This window comes from Roseateles puraquae, from assembly GCF_002205845.1.
Taxonomy (GTDB): domain Bacteria; phylum Pseudomonadota; class Gammaproteobacteria; order Burkholderiales; family Burkholderiaceae_C; genus Pelomonas; species Pelomonas puraquae.
On sequence record NZ_NISI01000003.1, the window covers coordinates 252480 to 270029 of the forward strand.

The 17550-nt window shown below is 70.1% G+C and carries 11 protein-coding genes; 6 read left to right on the plus strand and 5 right to left on the minus strand.

The genetic code is table 11. The features are described 5' to 3' along the window. Positions 1-15: 15 nt before the first annotated feature. The 4 genes from CDO81_RS11085 (at position 16) to CDO81_RS11100 (ending at position 6061) form a co-directional block, all read left to right on the plus strand. A complete protein-coding gene (locus CDO81_RS11085; protein WP_088483265.1) occupies positions 16-351 on the plus strand; it encodes a hypothetical protein in 336 nt (111 codons plus the stop codon). 99 nt (positions 352-450) lie between these two features. Continuing rightward, entirely contained in the window at positions 451-1686 is a 1236-nt protein-coding gene (locus CDO81_RS11090; RefSeq protein ID WP_088483266.1) for a TolC family protein, read from the plus strand. Positions 1687-1689: 3 nt separating this feature from the next. Then, positions 1690-2898 carry an efflux RND transporter periplasmic adaptor subunit gene (locus tag CDO81_RS11095; RefSeq protein WP_088483267.1) on the plus strand — a complete coding sequence of 403 codons (1209 nt, stop codon included), beginning with the start codon at positions 1690-1692 and terminating at the stop codon, positions 2896-2898. Positions 2899-2911: 13 nt separating this feature from the next. Further along, positions 2912-6061 (plus strand): efflux RND transporter permease subunit, encoded by a 3150-nt coding sequence (locus tag CDO81_RS11100; protein ID WP_088483268.1) that lies wholly within the window; start codon positions 2912-2914, stop codon positions 6059-6061. On the opposite strand, the gene CDO81_RS11105 is transcribed toward CDO81_RS11100, so the two are convergent. The 4 genes from CDO81_RS11105 to CDO81_RS11120 form a co-directional block, all read right to left on the minus strand. After that, complete coding sequence (locus tag CDO81_RS11105; protein WP_088483269.1) at positions 6026-7381, minus strand: sigma-54-dependent transcriptional regulator; 1356 nt, start codon at positions 7379-7381, stop codon at positions 6026-6028. The two genes, CDO81_RS11100 and CDO81_RS11105, sit on opposite strands and share 36 nt — an antisense overlap. After that, positions 7378-9207 (minus strand): sensor histidine kinase, encoded by a 1830-nt coding sequence (locus tag CDO81_RS11110; RefSeq protein ID WP_158218244.1) that lies wholly within the window; start codon positions 9205-9207, stop codon positions 7378-7380. The genes CDO81_RS11105 and CDO81_RS11110 overlap by 4 nt, the downstream gene beginning before the upstream one ends. A 42-nt stretch (positions 9208-9249) precedes the next feature. Beyond that, positions 9250-10584, minus strand: a complete 1335-nt coding sequence (locus CDO81_RS11115) for an MFS transporter (protein WP_088483271.1) — start codon at positions 10582-10584, stop codon at positions 9250-9252. 162 nt (positions 10585-10746) lie between these two features. Then, positions 10747-11265, minus strand: a complete 519-nt coding sequence (locus tag CDO81_RS11120) for a hypothetical protein (RefSeq protein WP_088483272.1) — start codon at positions 11263-11265, stop codon at positions 10747-10749. Positions 11266-11506: 241 nt separating this feature from the next. Between CDO81_RS11120 and CDO81_RS11125 the strand changes: the two genes are divergently transcribed. Next, the gene (locus tag CDO81_RS11125) at positions 11507-12124 is read left to right on the plus strand and encodes a carbohydrate binding domain-containing protein (RefSeq protein ID WP_088483273.1); all 618 of its coding nucleotides are present in this window, start codon (positions 11507-11509) and stop codon (positions 12122-12124) included. A 56-nt stretch (positions 12125-12180) separates the two neighbouring features. Here the strand turns inward: CDO81_RS11125 and CDO81_RS11130 are convergent, their stop codons facing one another. Continuing rightward, positions 12181-13956, minus strand: a complete 1776-nt coding sequence (locus tag CDO81_RS11130; RefSeq protein WP_088483274.1) for a DUF885 domain-containing protein — start codon at positions 13954-13956, stop codon at positions 12181-12183. Between the two features lie 121 nt (positions 13957-14077). Between CDO81_RS11130 and mfd the strand changes: the two genes are divergently transcribed. Continuing rightward, positions 14078-17533, plus strand: coding sequence for a transcription-repair coupling factor (gene mfd, locus CDO81_RS11135; protein ID WP_088483275.1), 3456 nt, complete (start codon positions 14078-14080; stop codon positions 17531-17533). The last annotated feature ends 17 nt before the right edge of the window (positions 17534-17550 follow it).

Genomic DNA, 17550 nt, shown 5'->3' on the forward strand with positions numbered 1-17550 from the left:
CTAGAATCCGCGGCCATGCGCCGCTGGTTCATCGCCCTGCTGACCCTGTTCGTCGCCGCCCAGATGTCCTGGGCGGGTGCGGCGCTGTGCTGTGTGGCTGAACTCCCGGGGCAGCCGGCCAGCGGCTCGGGCCTCATCGTCTCGGAGCAGGCGCATGCCCCGGCCGGCGCAGCCCACGCGGCCTGCGAGACCGCGCACTGCCATTGCCACCACGCCGGCTGCGCCACGCCGGTGGCCGAGGCCCCCCTGCCGGCGCGCCCGCTGCTGCCCGGCCCTGAGCAGCAGACCGCGGCACGCCTGAAGTCCCACATCCCACCTGGGCTCGAACGCCCCAACTGGCTGCGCGCCTGATCCGGCGCGCCGCTCCTTCTCCGCTTCTGCCTGAAGCCGCACCCCGAGGTGCCGGCCGCGCCGAACCGTCCGTCGTTGTTTCAACTTCCGGAGCGTTCGATGCGAACTCCCTTTCGATTCCCGCGCACGTGGCCTGCGCTGTGCCTGGCGCTCACCCCTGGCCTGGCTGCTGCCCTGACCCTGACCGAGGCGCAGGCCTTGGCCCTCACGCACAACCCCAGCCTGGCCCAGGCACGGCTGGCCCTGCAGGCGCAGCAGGCGGCTGAACGGCAGGCCGGTGCACGGCCCAACCCCGAACTCGGCCTGCAGGTCGAGGACATTCGGGCCGCCACCCGCACCAGCACCGTCCAGCTGGCACAGACCTTCGAACTCGGCGGCAAGCGGGAAGCCCGTGTCGCCGCGGCGGCGCTGGCCCGCGAACAGGCCAGCGTGGCACTCGCCGGCCGCGAGGCCGAGTTGCAGGCCGAGGTGGCCGCGGCCTTTCACGGCCTGCTCGGCGCCCAGGCGCAGCGTCAACAGGCCGAGGTCACGCGAGACCTCGGCCGGCGCGCTCGCGCCGCGGCTCAGCTGCGCCTGCAGGCCGGCAAGGTGCCACCGCTTGAAGCGGCCCGTGCAGCGGTCGCCGAGGCCTCGGCCCAGGCCGACCTCGCCCAGGCGGAACGCGAGCTGCACCTGGCCCAGGCGCGGCTCATCGCCCTAGGCATTCCTGAAACACAGGCGGCCAGCAGCGCCCAGGGTGATGTCGCGGTCCTGCCGCCGGTGCCCGACGAGCGCCGACTGGCCGAACGGCTGGCCGACGCGCCGGCCGTGCGCCTTGCCCGGCTGGAGATCGCCCGCCACCAGGCCCTCAGCGCGGGCGAGCGCGCCCGGCGCGTGCCCGACCTCACCGTGACTGTCGGTGCCAAGCGCGACGCCGAGCTGGGCCGTACGCAGGCCGTCATCGGCCTGTCGCTGCCGTTGCCCGTCAACGACCGCAACACGGGGGCCCTGCTCGAAGCCCTGCGGCGCGAAGACCAGGCCCGCGAGGCCCTCACCGCGACCCAGCGCCAGCTTCAGCTCGACGTGGCCGAGGCACGCTCGCAATGGCAGCTCAGCCGCGACCAGGCCCAGCTGCTGGGCGACGAGGCCCTGCCTGCCGCGCAGACCGCCTACGACACGGCCCTGCGCGGCTTCGAGCTGGGCAAGTTCAGCTTCCTCGACGTGCTGGACGCCCAGCGCACGCTGGCCCAGCTGCGCCGCGAACGGCTGCAGCACCTCACCCAGGCCCACCGAGCCGCGGCCACGCTGGCCCGGCTGCTCGGCCGCCCCGTCACCCTGGACACCTCGGAGTCCTGAGCCATGAACACCAAGATTTCCATAGCCGCCGTCATCGCGGCCGGCCTGCTGCTGGGCGCCTTCATCCTGCGGGGCCACAAGCCCGGCGAAGCCGCCCATGGCGACGACCATGACCATGCCGCCGAAGCCCCGGCCGCCGCAGCCTCGGCAACCGCCACCACCACCGCCACCGTCGCCGCGCCGCGCACCCGCTTCAGCGACGAGCAACTGCGCCACAACGGGGTGCTGCTGGCGACAGCGGGCCCCGCGCGGCTGCAAGGCCAGCTGCAGCTGCTCGGCGAAGTGGCCCTCAACCAGGACCGCCACCTGAGTCTCACCGCCCGGCTTGCGGGCCGCGTGGAAGCCGTGCACGCCAGCGCCGGTGACCGTGTACAGCGCGGCCAGCTGCTGGCCGTCATCAGCAGCCCGGCGCTGGCCGACCAGCGTGCCGAGCTGCTGGCCGCCCGTCAGCGGCTTGCGCTGGCCCAGGCCACGCATGAGCGCGAGAAGCGCCTGTGGGAAGAAAGGATCTCGGCCGAACAGGACTACCTTGCCGCGCGCCAGGCCTGGCAGGAAGCCGACATCACGGCGCAGGCCGCGCAGCAGAAGCTGGCGGCACTCGGCGCCGCCCCGGCGACCGACGCGCAAGGCCTGGCACGGCTCGAGATCCGCGCACCGATCGCGGGTGCCATCGTCGACCGCAAGATCACCGTCGGCGACGTGATGCAGGCCGACGCGCCGGCCTTCCAGCTGGCAGACCTCAGCACGGTGTGGGTGGAACTGGCCGTCCCCGCCCGCGAGCTGCCGCACTTGCAGGAGGGCATGACGGCCCGTGTGCGGGCCAGCGCCTTCGAGGCAGAGGCCGACGCCCGCCTGGCCTACATCGGCTCGCTCATCGGCGCCCAGAGCCGCAGCGCGGTGGCGCGGCTGGTGCTGCCCAACCCGCGGGGCCTGTGGCGTCCGGGGCTGCCGGTCACCGTCGCCTTGCGAGCCGAGCCTGCCAACGTGCCGGTGGCCGTGCCGCTGGAGGCCTTGCAAACGCTGGACGATGCGCCGGTGGTGTTCGTGCGACAGGGCCAGACCTTTGAAGCCCGCCGCGTCGAGACCGGCCGCCGTGACGACCGCCAGGTCGAGATCCTGACGGGCCTGCGCGCCGGTGAACGCTTTGCCGCACGCAACAGCTTCGTCGTCAAGGCCGACCTGGGCAAGGCGGCGGCCGAGCATGCGCACTGACCGGAGGCCCACCATGTTCGACCGACTCATCCAGACCGCCGTCCTCCAACGCTGGGCCGTGATGGCCGGCGTGCTCGCCATCGCCGCGCTCGGCGTGTTCAGCCTGCTGCGCCTGCCCATCGACGCGGTGCCCGACATCACCAATGTGCAGGTCCAGATCAACACGCCGGCACCGGGCTATTCGCCGCTGGAAGCCGAGCAGCGCGTCAGCTTTGCGGTGGAGACGGCCATGGCCGGCCTGCCGCGCCTCACGCAGACCCGCTCGCTGTCGCGCTACGGCCTGTCGCAGGTGACCGTGGTGTTCCAGGACGGCACCGACCTCTACTTCGCCCGGCAGCTCGTGAACGAGCGGCTGCTGCAGGCCCAGGCCGCGCTGCCAGCGGGGCTCACACCGATGCTCGGGCCGATTGCCACCGGGCTGGGCGAGATCAGCATGTGGACGGTGGAAGCCAAGCCCGGCGCCCTCAAGCCCGACGGCAAGCCCTACACGCCGGCCGACCTGCGCGAGATCCAGGACTGGATCGTCAAGCCGCAGCTGCGCACGGTGCCCGGCGTGACCGAGATCAACACCATCGGCGGCGAGGCCAAGGCCTACCAGGTGGCGCCCTGGCCCGACCGGCTGGCCGCCCATGGGTTGACGCTGGCGGACTTGGTGCAGGCGCTGGAGCGCAACAACGCCAACGTCGGCGCGGGCTACATCGAGCGGCGCGGCGAGCAGGTGCTGGTGCGGGTGCCGGGCCAGGTCGCCGGGCTCGACGACATCGGCCGCATCGTCATCACCCAGGCCGGCGGCGCGCCGGTGCGGGTGAGCGATGTGGCCGATGTCGGCTTCGGCCAGGAGCTGCGCAGCGGAGCGGCCACCGAGAACGGCCGCGAGGTGGTGCTGGGCACCGTCTTCATGCTGATGGGCGAGAACAGCCGCGAGGTGTCCAGCGCCGTCAATGCACGGCTGGCGCAGATCAACCGCAGCCTGCCCGAGGGCGTCATCGTGCAGACGGTCTACGACCGCACCACGCTGATCAACAAGGCCATTGCCACGGTGCGCACCAACCTGCTCGAAGGCGCGCTGCTGGTGATCGCGGTGCTGTTCGCCTTCCTGGGCAATCTGCGGGCGGCGGTCATCACGGCGGCCGTCATTCCGCTGTCGATGCTGTTCACCTTCAGCGGCATGGTGGCCCACCGGGTCAGCGCCAACCTGATGAGCCTGGGCGCGCTGGACTTCGGGATCATCGTGGACGGAGCGGTCGTCATTGTGGAGAACTGCGTGCGCCGCCTCGCCCATGCGCAGGCTGCCGCCGGCCGGGCGCTGACCCGCGAGGAGCGATTCAGCGAGGTATTCGCCGCCGCCCGCGAGGCGCGCCGGCCGCTGCTGTACGGCCAGCTCATCATCATGGTGGTCTACCTGCCGATCTTTGCGCTCGGCGGCGTGGAGGGGAAGATGTTCCATCCCATGGCCTTCACCGTGGTCCTGGCCCTGCTGGGCGCCATGCTGCTGTCGGTCACCTTCGTGCCGGCGGCCGTGGCGCTGTGGATGCATGGCCCCGTGGCAGAGCGCGAGAACCGCCTGATGGCCTGGGCACGCCGCAGCTACGCGCCCGTGCTCGCGCGCGCGCTGGCACAACCGGCGCTGGTTGCCGCGGTGGCTGCCGTCGCACTCGCGCTGAGCCTGCTGATGGCCAGCCGCCTGGGCAGCGAGTTCGTGCCCGGCCTGGACGAAGGCGACGTGGCGGTGCATGCGCTGCGCATCCCGGGCACCTCACTGACGCAGTCGGTGGACATGCAGCAGGAGTTGGAACGTACGCTGCTGCAGGCGCCCGAAGTGGCGCGGGTGTTCTCCAAGATCGGCACGGCCGAGATCGCCAGCGACCCCATGCCACCGAACGTGGCCGACACCTTCGTGATGCTCAAGCCGCGCCGCGAATGGCCCGACCCACGCCTGCCCTCGGCCGCCCTGGTCGAGAAGCTGCAGGCGCTCGCCAACGAGGTGCCGGGCAACAACTACGAGTTCACCCAGCCCATCCAGATGCGCTTCAACGAGCTGATCTCCGGCGTCCGCAGCGACGTGGCGGTCAAGGTATTCGGTGACGACATGGCCACGATGGAAGCCACGGCCGACCGCATCGCCGATGTGCTGGGCACCGTGGGTGGCGCGGCAGACGTGAAGGTCGAGCAGACCAGCGGCCTGCCGGTGCTCACGCTGCTGCTGGACCGCCCCGCCCTGGCGCGCCTGGGGCTGAGCGTGGCCGACGTCCAGCAGACGGTGGCGGCTGCGGTGGGTGGCCAGCCCGCCGGCACCGTGTTCGAAGGCGACCGGCGCTTCGAGCTGCAGGTGCGCCTGCCCGAGGTGCTGCGCAGCGACCTGCAGGCCCTGGGCCGGCTGCCCTTGCGGCTGCCCGGCGGCGGCCATGTGCAGCTGGGCGAGGTGGCGCGCTTCGAGCAGGCACCCGGCCCCAACCAGATCAGCCGCGAGGACGGCAAGCGCCGCGTGGTGGTGACGGCCAATGTGCGCGGCCGCGACATCGGCAGCTTCGTGGCCGAGGCACAAGCCCGGCTGGCGCGCGAGGTCACCGTGCCGCCCGGCTACTGGACGAGCTGGGGCGGCAGCTTCGAGCAACTGCAGTCGGCCACCGCACGGCTGAAGCTCGTGGTGCCGGCGGCCCTGGCCCTGGTGCTGGCCTTGCTGGTCGCGATGTTCGGCAACCTGCGAGACGGGCTGCTGGTGTTCACCGGCGTGCCGTTTGCACTGACGGGCGGCGTCGCGGCACTCTGGTTGCGCGACATGCCCCTGTCCATCTCGGCCGGCGTGGGGTTCATCGCGCTGTCAGGCGTGGCCGTGCTCAACGGCCTGGTGATGATCGCCTTCATCCGCCAGCTGCGCGAGCAGGGCCGGACGCTGGACGAGGCCGTCTACGAAGGCGCACTGGCGCGCTTGCGGCCAGTGCTGATGACGGCCCTGGTGGCGGCGCTGGGTTTCGTGCCGATGGCGCTCGCCACGGGCACGGGCGCAGAGGTGCAGCGACCGCTGGCCACGGTGGTGATCGGCGGCATCGTGTCGTCCACGGCACTGACGCTGCTCGTGCTGCCGCTGCTGTACCGCCGGGCCCACGTCCGGGCGGACAGCCGGGCTTCAACTGCTGCGGTAGGCGTCGGCGTCCAGGCCTAGGCGGCGGATGCGATCGTGCAGGGTCTTGCGAGCCAGGCCCAGCCGCTCACCGGCGCGGGCGATGTTGCCACCGCACTCGGTCAGCGCCTGCACGATCCATTGCCGCTCGACGGCCGCGAGCGCCTCGTCCAGCGGGAGCGTGGGCAGCTCGGCCAGTGGCTGGGTTGCGGACGACGCCACGGGCGGGCTGTCGGGCACCAGGCCCAGCACCCAGCGCTCGGCGAAGTTGCGCAGTTCGCGCACATTGCCGGGCCAGTCGCGCGCCTGCCAGGCGGACATCTGCGCCGCCGTCCACGCCGGCACCGGGCGCTGCAGCCGCTCGGCCGCCTGGGCACAGAAATGGCTCAGCAGCCGCGGGATGTCCTCCCGGCGCTGGCGCAGCGGCAGCAGCTCGATGCTGGCCACGTCCAGGCGGTAGAACAGGTCCTCCCGGAAGCGCCCCTGCGCGGCCAACGCGAGCAAGTCGACCTTGGTGGCCGCCACGATGCGGCAAGCCAGCGGCACGGCCGTGTTGGCGCCCAGCCGCTCGACGCTGCGCTCCTGCAGCACCCGCAGCATCTTGACCTGCAGGGCCATGGGCATGGACTCGATCTCGTCCAGGAACACCGTGCCCTCGCCGGCGAACTCCAGCTTGCCGATGCGCCGCTTGGCCGCGCCGGTGTAGGCCCCGGCCTCGGCGCCGAAGATCTCCGACTCGAACACGCTCTCGGGCAGCGCACCGCAGTTGATGGCGACAAAAGCGCCCCGCCCGCCACCGGCGGCATGCAGAGCGCGGGCCACCACCTCCTTGCCGGCACCCGTCTCGCCGTGGATGAGCACATCCACCCGCGCCGGGCCCAGCGTGCCGATCAGCGTGCGCACCTGCTCCATCGCGGCGCTCGCGCCGAGCAGGCCATCCGCCGGGCCTTCGCCGAGCTGGGCCTTCAGGCGCCGGTTCTCCAGCACCAGGCGGCGCTGCGCGAGGGCGCGGCGCACCACCTCCACCAGATGCTCGGCCGAGAACGGCTTCTCGATGAAGTCCCAGGCGCCATCGCGCATGGCCTCGACCGCCATGCCGATGTCGCCATGGCCGGTGACGAGGATGACCGGCAGCTCCGGGTCCTGCTCGCGCAAGGTCTGCAGCAGCGCCAGGCCGCTGTCGCCCGGCAATTGAACGTCGCAGACCACCACGCCCGCAAAGGCAGGCGTCAGCCAGCGGCGCGCAGCCTCGGCCGAATCAACGCCCTGCGTACCCAACCCGGCGAGCTTGAGGCTTTGCAGGGTGGCCAGGCGCACATGCTCGTCGTCTTCGACCAGCAGCACATCGGTGAGGGAGCTCATGGCGAAATTGTCGTTCCCGACGGGGCCAGCGGCAGGCGCAGGCAGAACTGCGCGCCACCCTCCGGCCGGTTGCTGCCCTGCAGACTGCCGCCCAAGGCATTGGCGATCGAGGCGGAGATGGACAGCCCCAGGCCGAGGCCGTCGCCACGCCGCTTGGTGGTGAAGAAGGGCTCGAACAGTCGGGCCAACACCTCGTCGCTCAGGCCCGGGCCGCTATCGGTCACCCGCAACAGCGCGGTCGGGCCGAAGACTTCGGCGCTGAGCGTGACCGTGCCGCCGCCCTGCTCCGCGCTGGCATCGATGCCGTTGCGCAGCAGGTTGACCAGCACCTGCTCGATGCGCACCTGCTGCCCCATCACGGCCAGCCCCTCGGGCACCGGCTCGCAAACCAGCGCCACCCGCTGCCGCCGCGCCTCGGCGCCGACCAGCGCCATGGCCGCCTGGAAAGCCGCGGCCACCGGCACCGGCTGCACCCGCAGCTCGTCGCGCCGCGCAAAGCCCTTGAGCTGGGCCACGATGGCCGCAATGCGCTGGGTGAGCTGGTCGATGGCCACGAGGTTGCCCTCGGCGTCTTCCTGCATGCCGCGCTGCAGGAAGACGCGCGCGTTGTCATTGAGCGCCCGCAGCGCCGCCAGCGGCTGGTTGATCTCGTGGGTGATGCTGGCCGCCATCTGGCCCAGCACGGCCAGCTTGCCGGCCTGCACGAGGTCGTCCTGCGTGGCCCGCAACGCCAGTTCCGTGCGGTGCAGCTCGTCCACGCGGGCCTGCAGCTCCCGGGTGCGCTCGGCGATGCGGGCCTCCAGGCTGTCGTGCGCGGCACGCAATTCGCCCTGGGCGGCCAGTCGCTCGCGGGCGCGGCGGCGGCGCAATTGCGCGTAGGCCAGGGCCAGCAACAGCGAGACCCAGGCCAGCGCCGCCGCCCAGGCTCGGCCGGCTGCGATCTGCTCCGCCCCGCGGATTTCGGTCAGGGACAACAGCTGCCAGCCGCGGCCGTCCACTGCCTGCTCCGTGAGCAGCGCACGCAGCGGGGCATCGGCCGTGCCCACGCGCTCGACCCGCCACGTGCTGGACAGGCGCGACGCGGCACGAACCAGCGGTGTCAGGGGCAGGTCGCCGTATTGCTGCGTCGCCTGCAGCTCATCGCGAGCCGCCGCCGACAAGGGCGCCAGCGTGCGGTACTTCCATTCCGACCGGCTGGCCAGGAACACCACGCCGCGCGCGTCCGCCAGCATCAGCTCACCCGCGCTGCGCGCCCAGTTGGCCTCCATCTCGTCCAGCGACACCTTCAGCACCACCACACCGGCCGCCCCGCCATTCAGGCGGTGCGCGATGAAGTAGCCCGGCGTGCCGGTGGTGGAGCCCCGGGCGTAGAAGTGACCGCTGCCGCTGCGCATCGCGTCGCGGAAGTACGGCCGGTAGGCGTAGTTCTGGCCGACGAAGGTCTGTGCGTCCTGCCAGTTGCTGGAGGCCAGGGTCAGGCCCTGGGCGTCAACCAGGAAGATGGCCGCCGCCGCAGCATCGCGCGCCACGCCTTCGAGCAGCGCGTTCACCTCTGCCACACGGGCCGCCGATGTCGGCTGGGCCAGCAGGCCGGCCAGCGCGGGGTGACGAGCCAGCACCTGGGGCACGGCCTCGTACTTGTCGAGGGCGCCGGTGAGCTCATGCGCCACGAAGCGCAGGTGGCGCTGGGCTTCGTCCTGCGTCTGCGCCAGCGCCACGTCCAGCGACACCCGCCAGGCGGCAAACGCCAGGCCCAGGCCGCCGATCACCACCGCCAGCAGCAGGGCGACCGTGCGGCGCCACCGAGGTGTGCGCAACGCGCTCACGGCCGCCCGCTGCAGGCCCGCGGGCACGCAGTCAGCCAAGCCTCAAGACTCGGCATCGATCCTCGAATGCTTGCGGGTGTCACGCATCAACAGGTAGACAAGCAGGGAGCAGGCAATCACCGCGGTAGCGTACCAATAGAAGCCGCTTTCCATGCCCGCCTGCTTGAACCACAGGGCAACGTACTCGGCACTGCCGCCGAACACCGACACCGCAATCGCATAAGGCACGCCCACGCCCGTGGCACGGATGGAGGCCGGGAAGAGCTCGGCCTTCACCACCGCATTGATGGAGGTGTAGCCGCTGACGATGAGCCAGGCGCAGGCAATCAGGCCGAAGGCCTCCCACGGGCCCTGGGCGTGGCGGATGGCGGTCAGCAGCGGCACCGTGAATAGGGTGCCGAGGATGGCGAAGCCCAGCAGCAGCGGCTTGCGACCGATGCGGTCAGACAGCGCGCCATAGACCGGCTGCAGCAGCGCGGCGAACACGAGGCTCGCGGCCGACACCGCGGTGGTCTGCGCATCGGTCAGGCCGACCGACAGCTTCAGGAACTTCTGCATGTAGGTGGTGTAGACGTAGAAGGCCAGCGTGCCACCCATGGTCAGGCCGATCACGATCAGGCATTCACGCGGATGCTGCAACAGCAGCTTGAAGCCGCCCATGCGGTCCTTGCCCTGGCTGCGCTGCTTCTCGAAGGCCTGCGTCTCGGGCAGGTCCGACCGCATGATGAGGGCGACCACGGCCAGGGCGGCACCGATGAAGAACGGGATGCGCCAGCCCCAGGCCTTCAGCTCGGCGGCGTCCAGCACGAAGTTCTGCAGCACGAGCAGCACGACCAGCGCGGTGAGCTGGCCGCCGATCAACGTCACGTACTGGAAGCTGGAATAGAAGCCCCGGTGGCGCGACGTGGCCATCTCGGACAGGTAGGTGGCGCTGGACCCGTACTCACCGCCCAGGCTCAGACCCTGCAGCAGCCGGGCCACCAGCAGCAGGATGGGCGCCCAGACGCCCACGGCGGCATAGGTGGGCGCGCAGGCGATCATCAGCGAGCCGCCGCACATCAGCAGCACCGACAGCATCAGCGCGCGGCGGCGGCCGTGGCGGTCGCCGATGTAGCCGAACAGCAGGCCGCCGATGGGCCGGATGAAGAAGCCGAGCGCGAAGATGGCGGCGGTCGACAGCGACTGCGCGACCGGGTCGCTGGACGGGAAGAATGACGACGCGAAGTACAGCGAGAAGGCCGCGTAGCAGTAGAAGTCGTACCACTCGACGAGGTTGCCGATGGAGCCGACGAAGATGGCCTTGACGCGCTTGAACTCGATGGGATCGGATGCAGCCGCGGCGGGGCGCACCGAAGCGGGGGGAAGGGTCGCCGACATGATGTCTCCTGGGTTGTGTGCCCCAGGACAGAGCAGATCCCGTGCCATGCCGGTGCGCAGCGCCCGCGGCCCGTCACCAAGGGGAGGCGCGGGGCGAAGCGCCGCCGGTCATGGCGGCTCCCCGCCGCTGCAGCGGCGGCTTTCCGCCGCCGCAACGACCGATCAGAGGCGCAGCTCGATGCGGGCCATGTCGAAGCGGGTCGCCTCGCCGTCCTGCCGCACGCTGACCACGCGGAAGTTGCGCGCCGTGCCGACGCGGTACTCGAAGTCGCCCGCCTTGGGGGCGTTGTCGCAGCGCAGGCGCTCATCCTCCTTGGGCGGCTTCACGCGGGCGGCGGGGTCTCGACAGTCCAGCACGGCGCCATAACGCGCCAGCTCCTTGGCATAGAACGCTGCCACCGCCGCCGGACTGCTGGCCACGCGGTACTTGAGCGCATGGATCTGCAGGCCGAAGGCGCCAACCCAGGCACCGAGGCTGGCGCCGGGCTTGTCGTCCTTGCTCTCGGTGAAGGCAACCGCACCGCTGAACACCGGCAGCCCGACATCGGCCGGCGTGGTGCGGGAGTTGGCCTGCAGGCCGGCGCTGAAGCCACCGTCTTCACCGGCATGGGCGGTGGCAAGCGTCAGGGTCGCCAGGGCGGCGACGGCCAGCCGTCGGAGGGGAAACGTGCGCGAGGTCATCAAGGTCTCCTGGCAGTGGTGATGGCGGCAGCCTACGCAGGCCCCGCTCGGCCTGCGAGGGTGCTGCGACTGGCTGCGCAGCGGGCGGCACAGGCTGCGCACGCCGCGGACGGACCGCAAGCGGATGGCGCCGGCTGGACTTCAAACGTGGGGGACCGGCCGCCAAACCCCCAGCTTGCGGGGCGCATGCACGGTGGCCAAGCCAGACAATCCATGGGTCGCCACCTGCCACTCGCACGTCATGTCCCTGCCCCGCCGCCTCGCCCTGTCACTCGCCTTCTGTGCAACCGCGGCCTCTGCCCAGAACCTGTTGACCAACCCCGGCGCTGAAGCCGGCAGCCTGGCGGGCTGGACCCCGGGTGGCACGGCCAGCGTCAGGGTGGACGACGGCAGCTTCAACAGCAACATCAAGCCCTTCGAAGGCAGCTACGCCTTTGTCGGCGGCAACGGCCTCTACGGCTCACTCACACAGACCGTGACCCTGGGCGCCCTGGCGGCCGGCAGCCTGGCCAACGTGTCGTTCTGGGAGCAGGGCCTGAACCAAGGCAATCCCAGTGACCATGCCTACGTGTCGCTCAGCTTCCTGGACGCGGGCAACACCGTGCTTCAGTCGGTCTCGACCCCCATCGTCGACTCGCACCTCGGCAGCTGGCAGCAGTACAGCGGCAGCTTCGCCATCCCGGTCGGCACCGTCGCGATCGCCTACACGATGAATTTCCAGCGCGCAGCCGGCTCTGATCTGGATGCCTACATCGACGCCAATGTGCTGACCGTGACCGCGGTGCCAGAACCGGCCGCTGCACTCATGCTGGCGGGCGGCCTGCTGCTGATGCCGCTGCTCAAGCGCCGTCGCGACTGAGCGGCCACGCATGCAGACAGGCCCGCCGAAGCGGGCCTTTTTCATGCAGCCGCCCCTCAACCGCGACGTTCGCGCACCCAGGCCTGCACCAGCTCGCGCAGCACGGGCAGCGGCACCTGGCCTGCGGTCAGCACGACGCGGTGGAAGCCCTTGATGTCGAACTTGCTGCCCAGGGCCGCCGTGGCCTCGGCGCGCAGCTTCGTGATTTCGAGCTGGCCGATCTTGTAGCCCAGGGCCTGGCCGGGCCAGACGATGTAACGCTCGACCTCCGACTCGACGTCACTCTCGGCCATGGAGGAGTTGTCGAGCATGTACTTGATGGCCTGCTCGCGCGTCCAGCCCTTGTGGTGCAGCCCGGTGTCGACCACCAGGCGCATCGCGCGCAGCTGCTCGTCGGACAGGCGCCCATACCACTGGTAGGGGTCGGTGAAGAGACCGAGCTCCTTGCCCAGGCTCTCGGCATACAGCGCCCAGCCCTCGACGTAGGCCACGTAGAAGCTGCCGTAGCGGCGGAACTTGGGCAGGCTCTGGTCTTCCTGCGCGATGGACACCTGGAAGTGGTGCCCCGGCGAGGCCTCGTGCAGCGACAGGGTCTCCATGCCAAAGATGGGCTGGGCCTTGAGGTTGTAGGTGTTCACATAGAACACCCCGGGGCGCGAGCCGTCGGAAGACGGGTTCTGGTACGAGGCGCCGGCCGCGCTCTGCGCGCGGAAGGCCTCCACCTCGCGCACTTCGTAGTCGGCCTTGGGCGCAATGTCGAACAGCTTGGGCGTGAGGCCGTTGATCTTCTTCTGCAGGTCACGGTAGCCGGCCAGCAGGTCTTCCGGCTTGGTGAAGTAGAACTTGGGGTCGTCCTGCAGATGCTTGAAGAAGGCCTTCAGGTCGCCCTGGAAACCCACCTGCTGGCGCACGGCTTCCATCTCGCCCAGGATGCGCTTGACTTCCTTCAGCCCGATCTCGTGGATCTGGTCAGGCGTGAGAGCCACCGTGGTGGACTGGCGCACCCGCCAGGCATACCAGGCCTTGCCATCGGGCAGAGCCGACCACGCCGTGCTGGTGCGGGCCTTGGGCGTGTACTCGTCACGCACGAAGGCCAGCAGCCGGGCGTAGGCCGGCAGCACCTGGGTCGAGAGCAGCTCGCGCATCCGCGCGGTGAGGCGCTCGCGATCGGCGGCGGGCACGCTGTCGGGGAAGTTCTTGATCGGGCCCCAGAAGAGGCTCTTCTCGGGCTCGCTCACCGCCAGCGACTGCAGCTGCGGCAGCACCTTCTCCATCACGGCCCGCGGCTGCGTGACGCCGGCCTTGAGGCCCTCGCGCATGTTGGCGATGGTGCCGTCGAAGATGGGCACGGCCAGCGTCAGGCGCTTGAGCCAGTCGTCATAGTCCTTGGTGTTGCGAAACGGCTGGATGGACTGCCCGGTGCCCATCTGCGCCAGGAAGCTCGGCAGGCCGCCGATCTGGCTGATGGGCTGCATCCAGTCGGGGAAGCGCTCGCCAGCCAGCGCCTGCTCCAGGTCGAGCTTGAGGATGCTGTACGAAACCTGGTCCTTGGGCGCCAGTTGTGTCTTCTTGAAACCCGCCAGTTCCTTCAGGCTGCGACGCAGCTCCTGCTTCTCGCTGGCCCGCCAGGCGGCGGTCGTGGTGTCGTTGAGGCGGTCGTTGTAGCGGGGGTCGCCCAGCGAGGTGGCCAGCACCGGCTGGCGTTCCAGCGTGCGTTCCCACTGGGCCTCCAGCCATTGGTGGAATCGCTCGCTCTCGGTCGTGGTGGCCCACGCAGGCAGGGCGAGGGCCGACGAGGCGGCAATCAGGCTGAGGACGTGGCGGCGGTGCATGGCATTCCCGGATGTGCGATGCCCGTGATGCTAGCGATGCCCCCGCAACCCAGCCAAAGGACATGCTTCCCTAGAATGCGTGCAGCCCCGCTTCCGGGGCTGTTGTCGTTTGTAGGTCCGCATGTCTCTGCCCTCGCTGCCGGCGATTGCACCCGGCAAGAAGTTCACCCACCCCCGGCCGCTCGGTTCGGCGGATGCCCTGCTGCTCGCGCGCTTCGTGCAGCAGCAGCGCGACGCCGGACGGCTGGCCGCCATCTTCACCGCCGAGCCGGGCGACACCCAGCGCCTGGAAGACGAGCTCAAGTTCTTCGCGCCGGAGCTGAAGGTCGCCGTCTTCCCGGACTGGGAGACCCTGCCCTACGACAGCTTCAGCCCGCACCAGGACCTGATCTCCGAGCGGCTGGCCACGCTGTGGGAACTGCTGCAGGCGAAGAAGTCCAAGACCATCGACGTGGTGTTGATGCCGGCGTCCACCGCGCTCACGCGGCTGGCGCCGCCGAGCTTCCTGGCCGGCACCACCTTCAACTTCAAGCAGAAGCAGCGGCTGGATGAAGCCTCCCTGCGGTCGCAGCTGACATTGGCCGGCTACACGAACGTCAGCCAGGTGGTGCAACCCGGCGAGTACGCGGTGCGCGGCGGGCTGATCGATCTCTTCCCGATGGGCTCGGCCGTGCCCTACCGCGTGGACCTGTTCGGCGACGAGGTGGACTCCATCCGCGTGTTCGACCCCGACAGCCAGCGCAGCCTCTACCCCGTGCCCGATGTGCGCCTGCTGCCCGGGCGCGAGTTCCCGATGGACGAGGCCGCGCGCAAGGCCTTCCGCAACCGCTGGCGCGAGAAGATGGACGGCGACCCGAGCAAGTCGCGCATCTACCGCGACATCGGCGACGGCATTGCGTCGGGCGGCATTGAGTACTACCTGCCCATCTTCTTCGAGCAGACCGCGACCGTCTTCGACTATCTCGGCGCCGAGGCGGGGCTCGCTCTGCACGGCGAAGTGGACGAAGCCATCCAGCGCTTCTGGACCGACACCAAGGAGCGCCATCGCTTCCTGCAGCACGACCCTGAGCGCCCGCTGCTGCCGCCGCAGGAGATCTTCCTGACGGGCGAAGACTTCTTCGGCCTCACCAAGCCGCATGCGGTGCTGTCGGTGCGCGGTGCCGAGCCGGTGGACTTCGCCCGCCCGCTGCCCGACATCAGCGTGGAGCGCGGCGTGCAGGAGCCGTTGGCCCGGCTGGAGGCGCACCTCAAGAACACGCCGCACCGTGTGCTGCTGCTGGCCGAAAGCGATGGTCGCCGCGAAAGCCTGCTGGAGCAGCTTCGCGACCACAAGATCGACCCGCCGTCGGTCAAGGACCTGGCCGAGTTCTGGGCCAGCGATGAAAAGTACGCCATCACGGCTGCGCCGCTGGCCAGTGGGTTCTTCTGGGTCGACCCAGAGCACCCGGTCCAGCTCATCACCGAGACGGAGCTCTTCGCGACCACGCCCACCACGCGGCGGCGGCGCAAGCAGGAGCAGGTCAGCGACGTCAATGCGCTCATCAAGGACCTTTCCGAGCTGAAGGTGGGCGACCCGGTCGTTCACATCAACCACGGCATCGGGCGCTACCAGGGCCTCGTGAACATTGACCTCGGCGACGGTCAGAAGAGCGAGTTCCTGCACCTCGAATACGCGGACAAGGCCACGCTGTATGTGCCGGTCGCCCAGCTGCACCTGATCGGCCGCTACACCGGCGTGTCGGCCGAAGAAGCGCCGCTGCACAAGCTCGGCTCTGGCCAGTGGGAGAAGGCCAAGCGCAAGGCCGCCGAGCAGGTGCGCGACACGGCGGCCGAGCTGCTCAACCTCTATGCCCGCCGCGCCGCCCGCGAGGGCCATGCTTTCCGCTACTCGGGCCACGACTACGAGGCCTTTGCGGCGAGCTTCGGCTTCGAGGAAACGCCGGACCAGCGCGCCGCCATCCACGCCGTCATCCAGGACATGATCTCCCCGAAGCCGATGGACCGCCTGGTCTGCGGCGACGTGGGCTTCGGCAAGACCGAGGTCGCCTTGCGCGCGGCGTTTGTTGCGGTGATGGGCGGCAAGCAGGTGGCCATCCTCGCGCCCACGACGCTGCTGGCCGAGCAGCACTACCAGAACATCGCCGACCGCTTCGGCGCCTGGCCGGTGAAGGTGGCCGAGATGAGCCGCTTCCGTTCCGCCAAGGAGATCAAGGCCGCGATGGAGGGCATTGCCGACGGCTCCATCGACATCGTCGTGGGCACGCACAAGCTGCTGTCCAGCGAGGTGAAGTTCAATCGCCTCGGCCTGCTCGTCATCGACGAAGAACACCGCTTCGGTGTGCGCCACAAGGAGGCCATGAAGGCCATGCGCGCCGAGGTGGACGTGCTGACGCTGACCGCCACGCCCATCCCGCGCACGCTGGGCATGGCGTTGGAAGGCCTGCGCGACCTGTCGGTGATCGCCACCGCGCCGCAGCGGCGCCTGGCCATCAAGACCTTCGTGCGCGCCGAGAGCAGCGGCACCATCCGCGAGGCCGTGCTGCGCGAATTGAAGCGCGGCGGTCAGGTCTACTTCCTGCACAACGAGGTCGACACCATCGAGAACCGCCGCCAGAAGCTCGAAGAGCTGCTGCCGGAGGCGCGCATCGTCGTGGCCCACGGCCAGATGCCCGAGCGCGAGCTGGAGCGGGTCATGCGCGAGTTCGTGCAGGGCAAGCACAACCTGCTGCTGTGCTCGACCATCATCGAGACCGGCATCGACGTGCCGAGTGCCAACACCATCGTCATCAGCCGCGCCGACAAGTTCGGCCTGGCCCAGTTGCACCAGCTCCGCGGCCGCGTGGGCCGCAGCCACCACCAGGCCTATGCCTACCTGATGGTGCCCGACATCCAGGGCCTGACCAAGCAGGCCACGCAGCGCCTGGACGCCATCCAGGCCATGGAGGAACTCGGCTCGGGCTTCTACCTCGCGATGCACGACCTGGAGATCCGCGGCGCGGGCGAGATGCTGGGCGAGAACCAGAGCGGCAACATGATGGAGGTGGGCTTCCAGCTCTACAACGACATGCTCGCCGAAGCCGTGCGCTCGCTGAAGGCTGGCCGGGAGCCCGACCTCCTGTCGCCGTTTGCCGCCACCACCGAGATCAACCTGCACGCCCCCGCGCTGCTGCCCGACGCCTACTGCGGCGACGTGCAGGTGCGCCTGAGTCTGTACAAGCGCCTGGCCACGGCCGAGAAGTCGGAGCAGATCGACGCCATGCTGGAGGAAATCACCGACCGCTTCGGCAAGCTGCCCACGCAAGGCCAGACCCTCTTCGACACCCACCGCCTGCGCGTGCTGGCCAAGCCCTATGGCGTCATCAAGGTCGACGCCTCGCCGGCCATCATCAACCTGAACTTCCGCCCCAACCCGCCGATCGACCCGATGCGCGTCATCGAGCTGGTGCAGAAGAACCGCAACATCAAGCTGGTGGGCAACGAGAAACTGCGCATCGAGAAGGCCCTCTCCAGCCCGCAGGACCGCGCCCAGGCGGTGCGGGAGGTGCTGCGGCTGCTGGGGCAGCCGGTCAAGGTCTGATCACGTCCATCCACAAT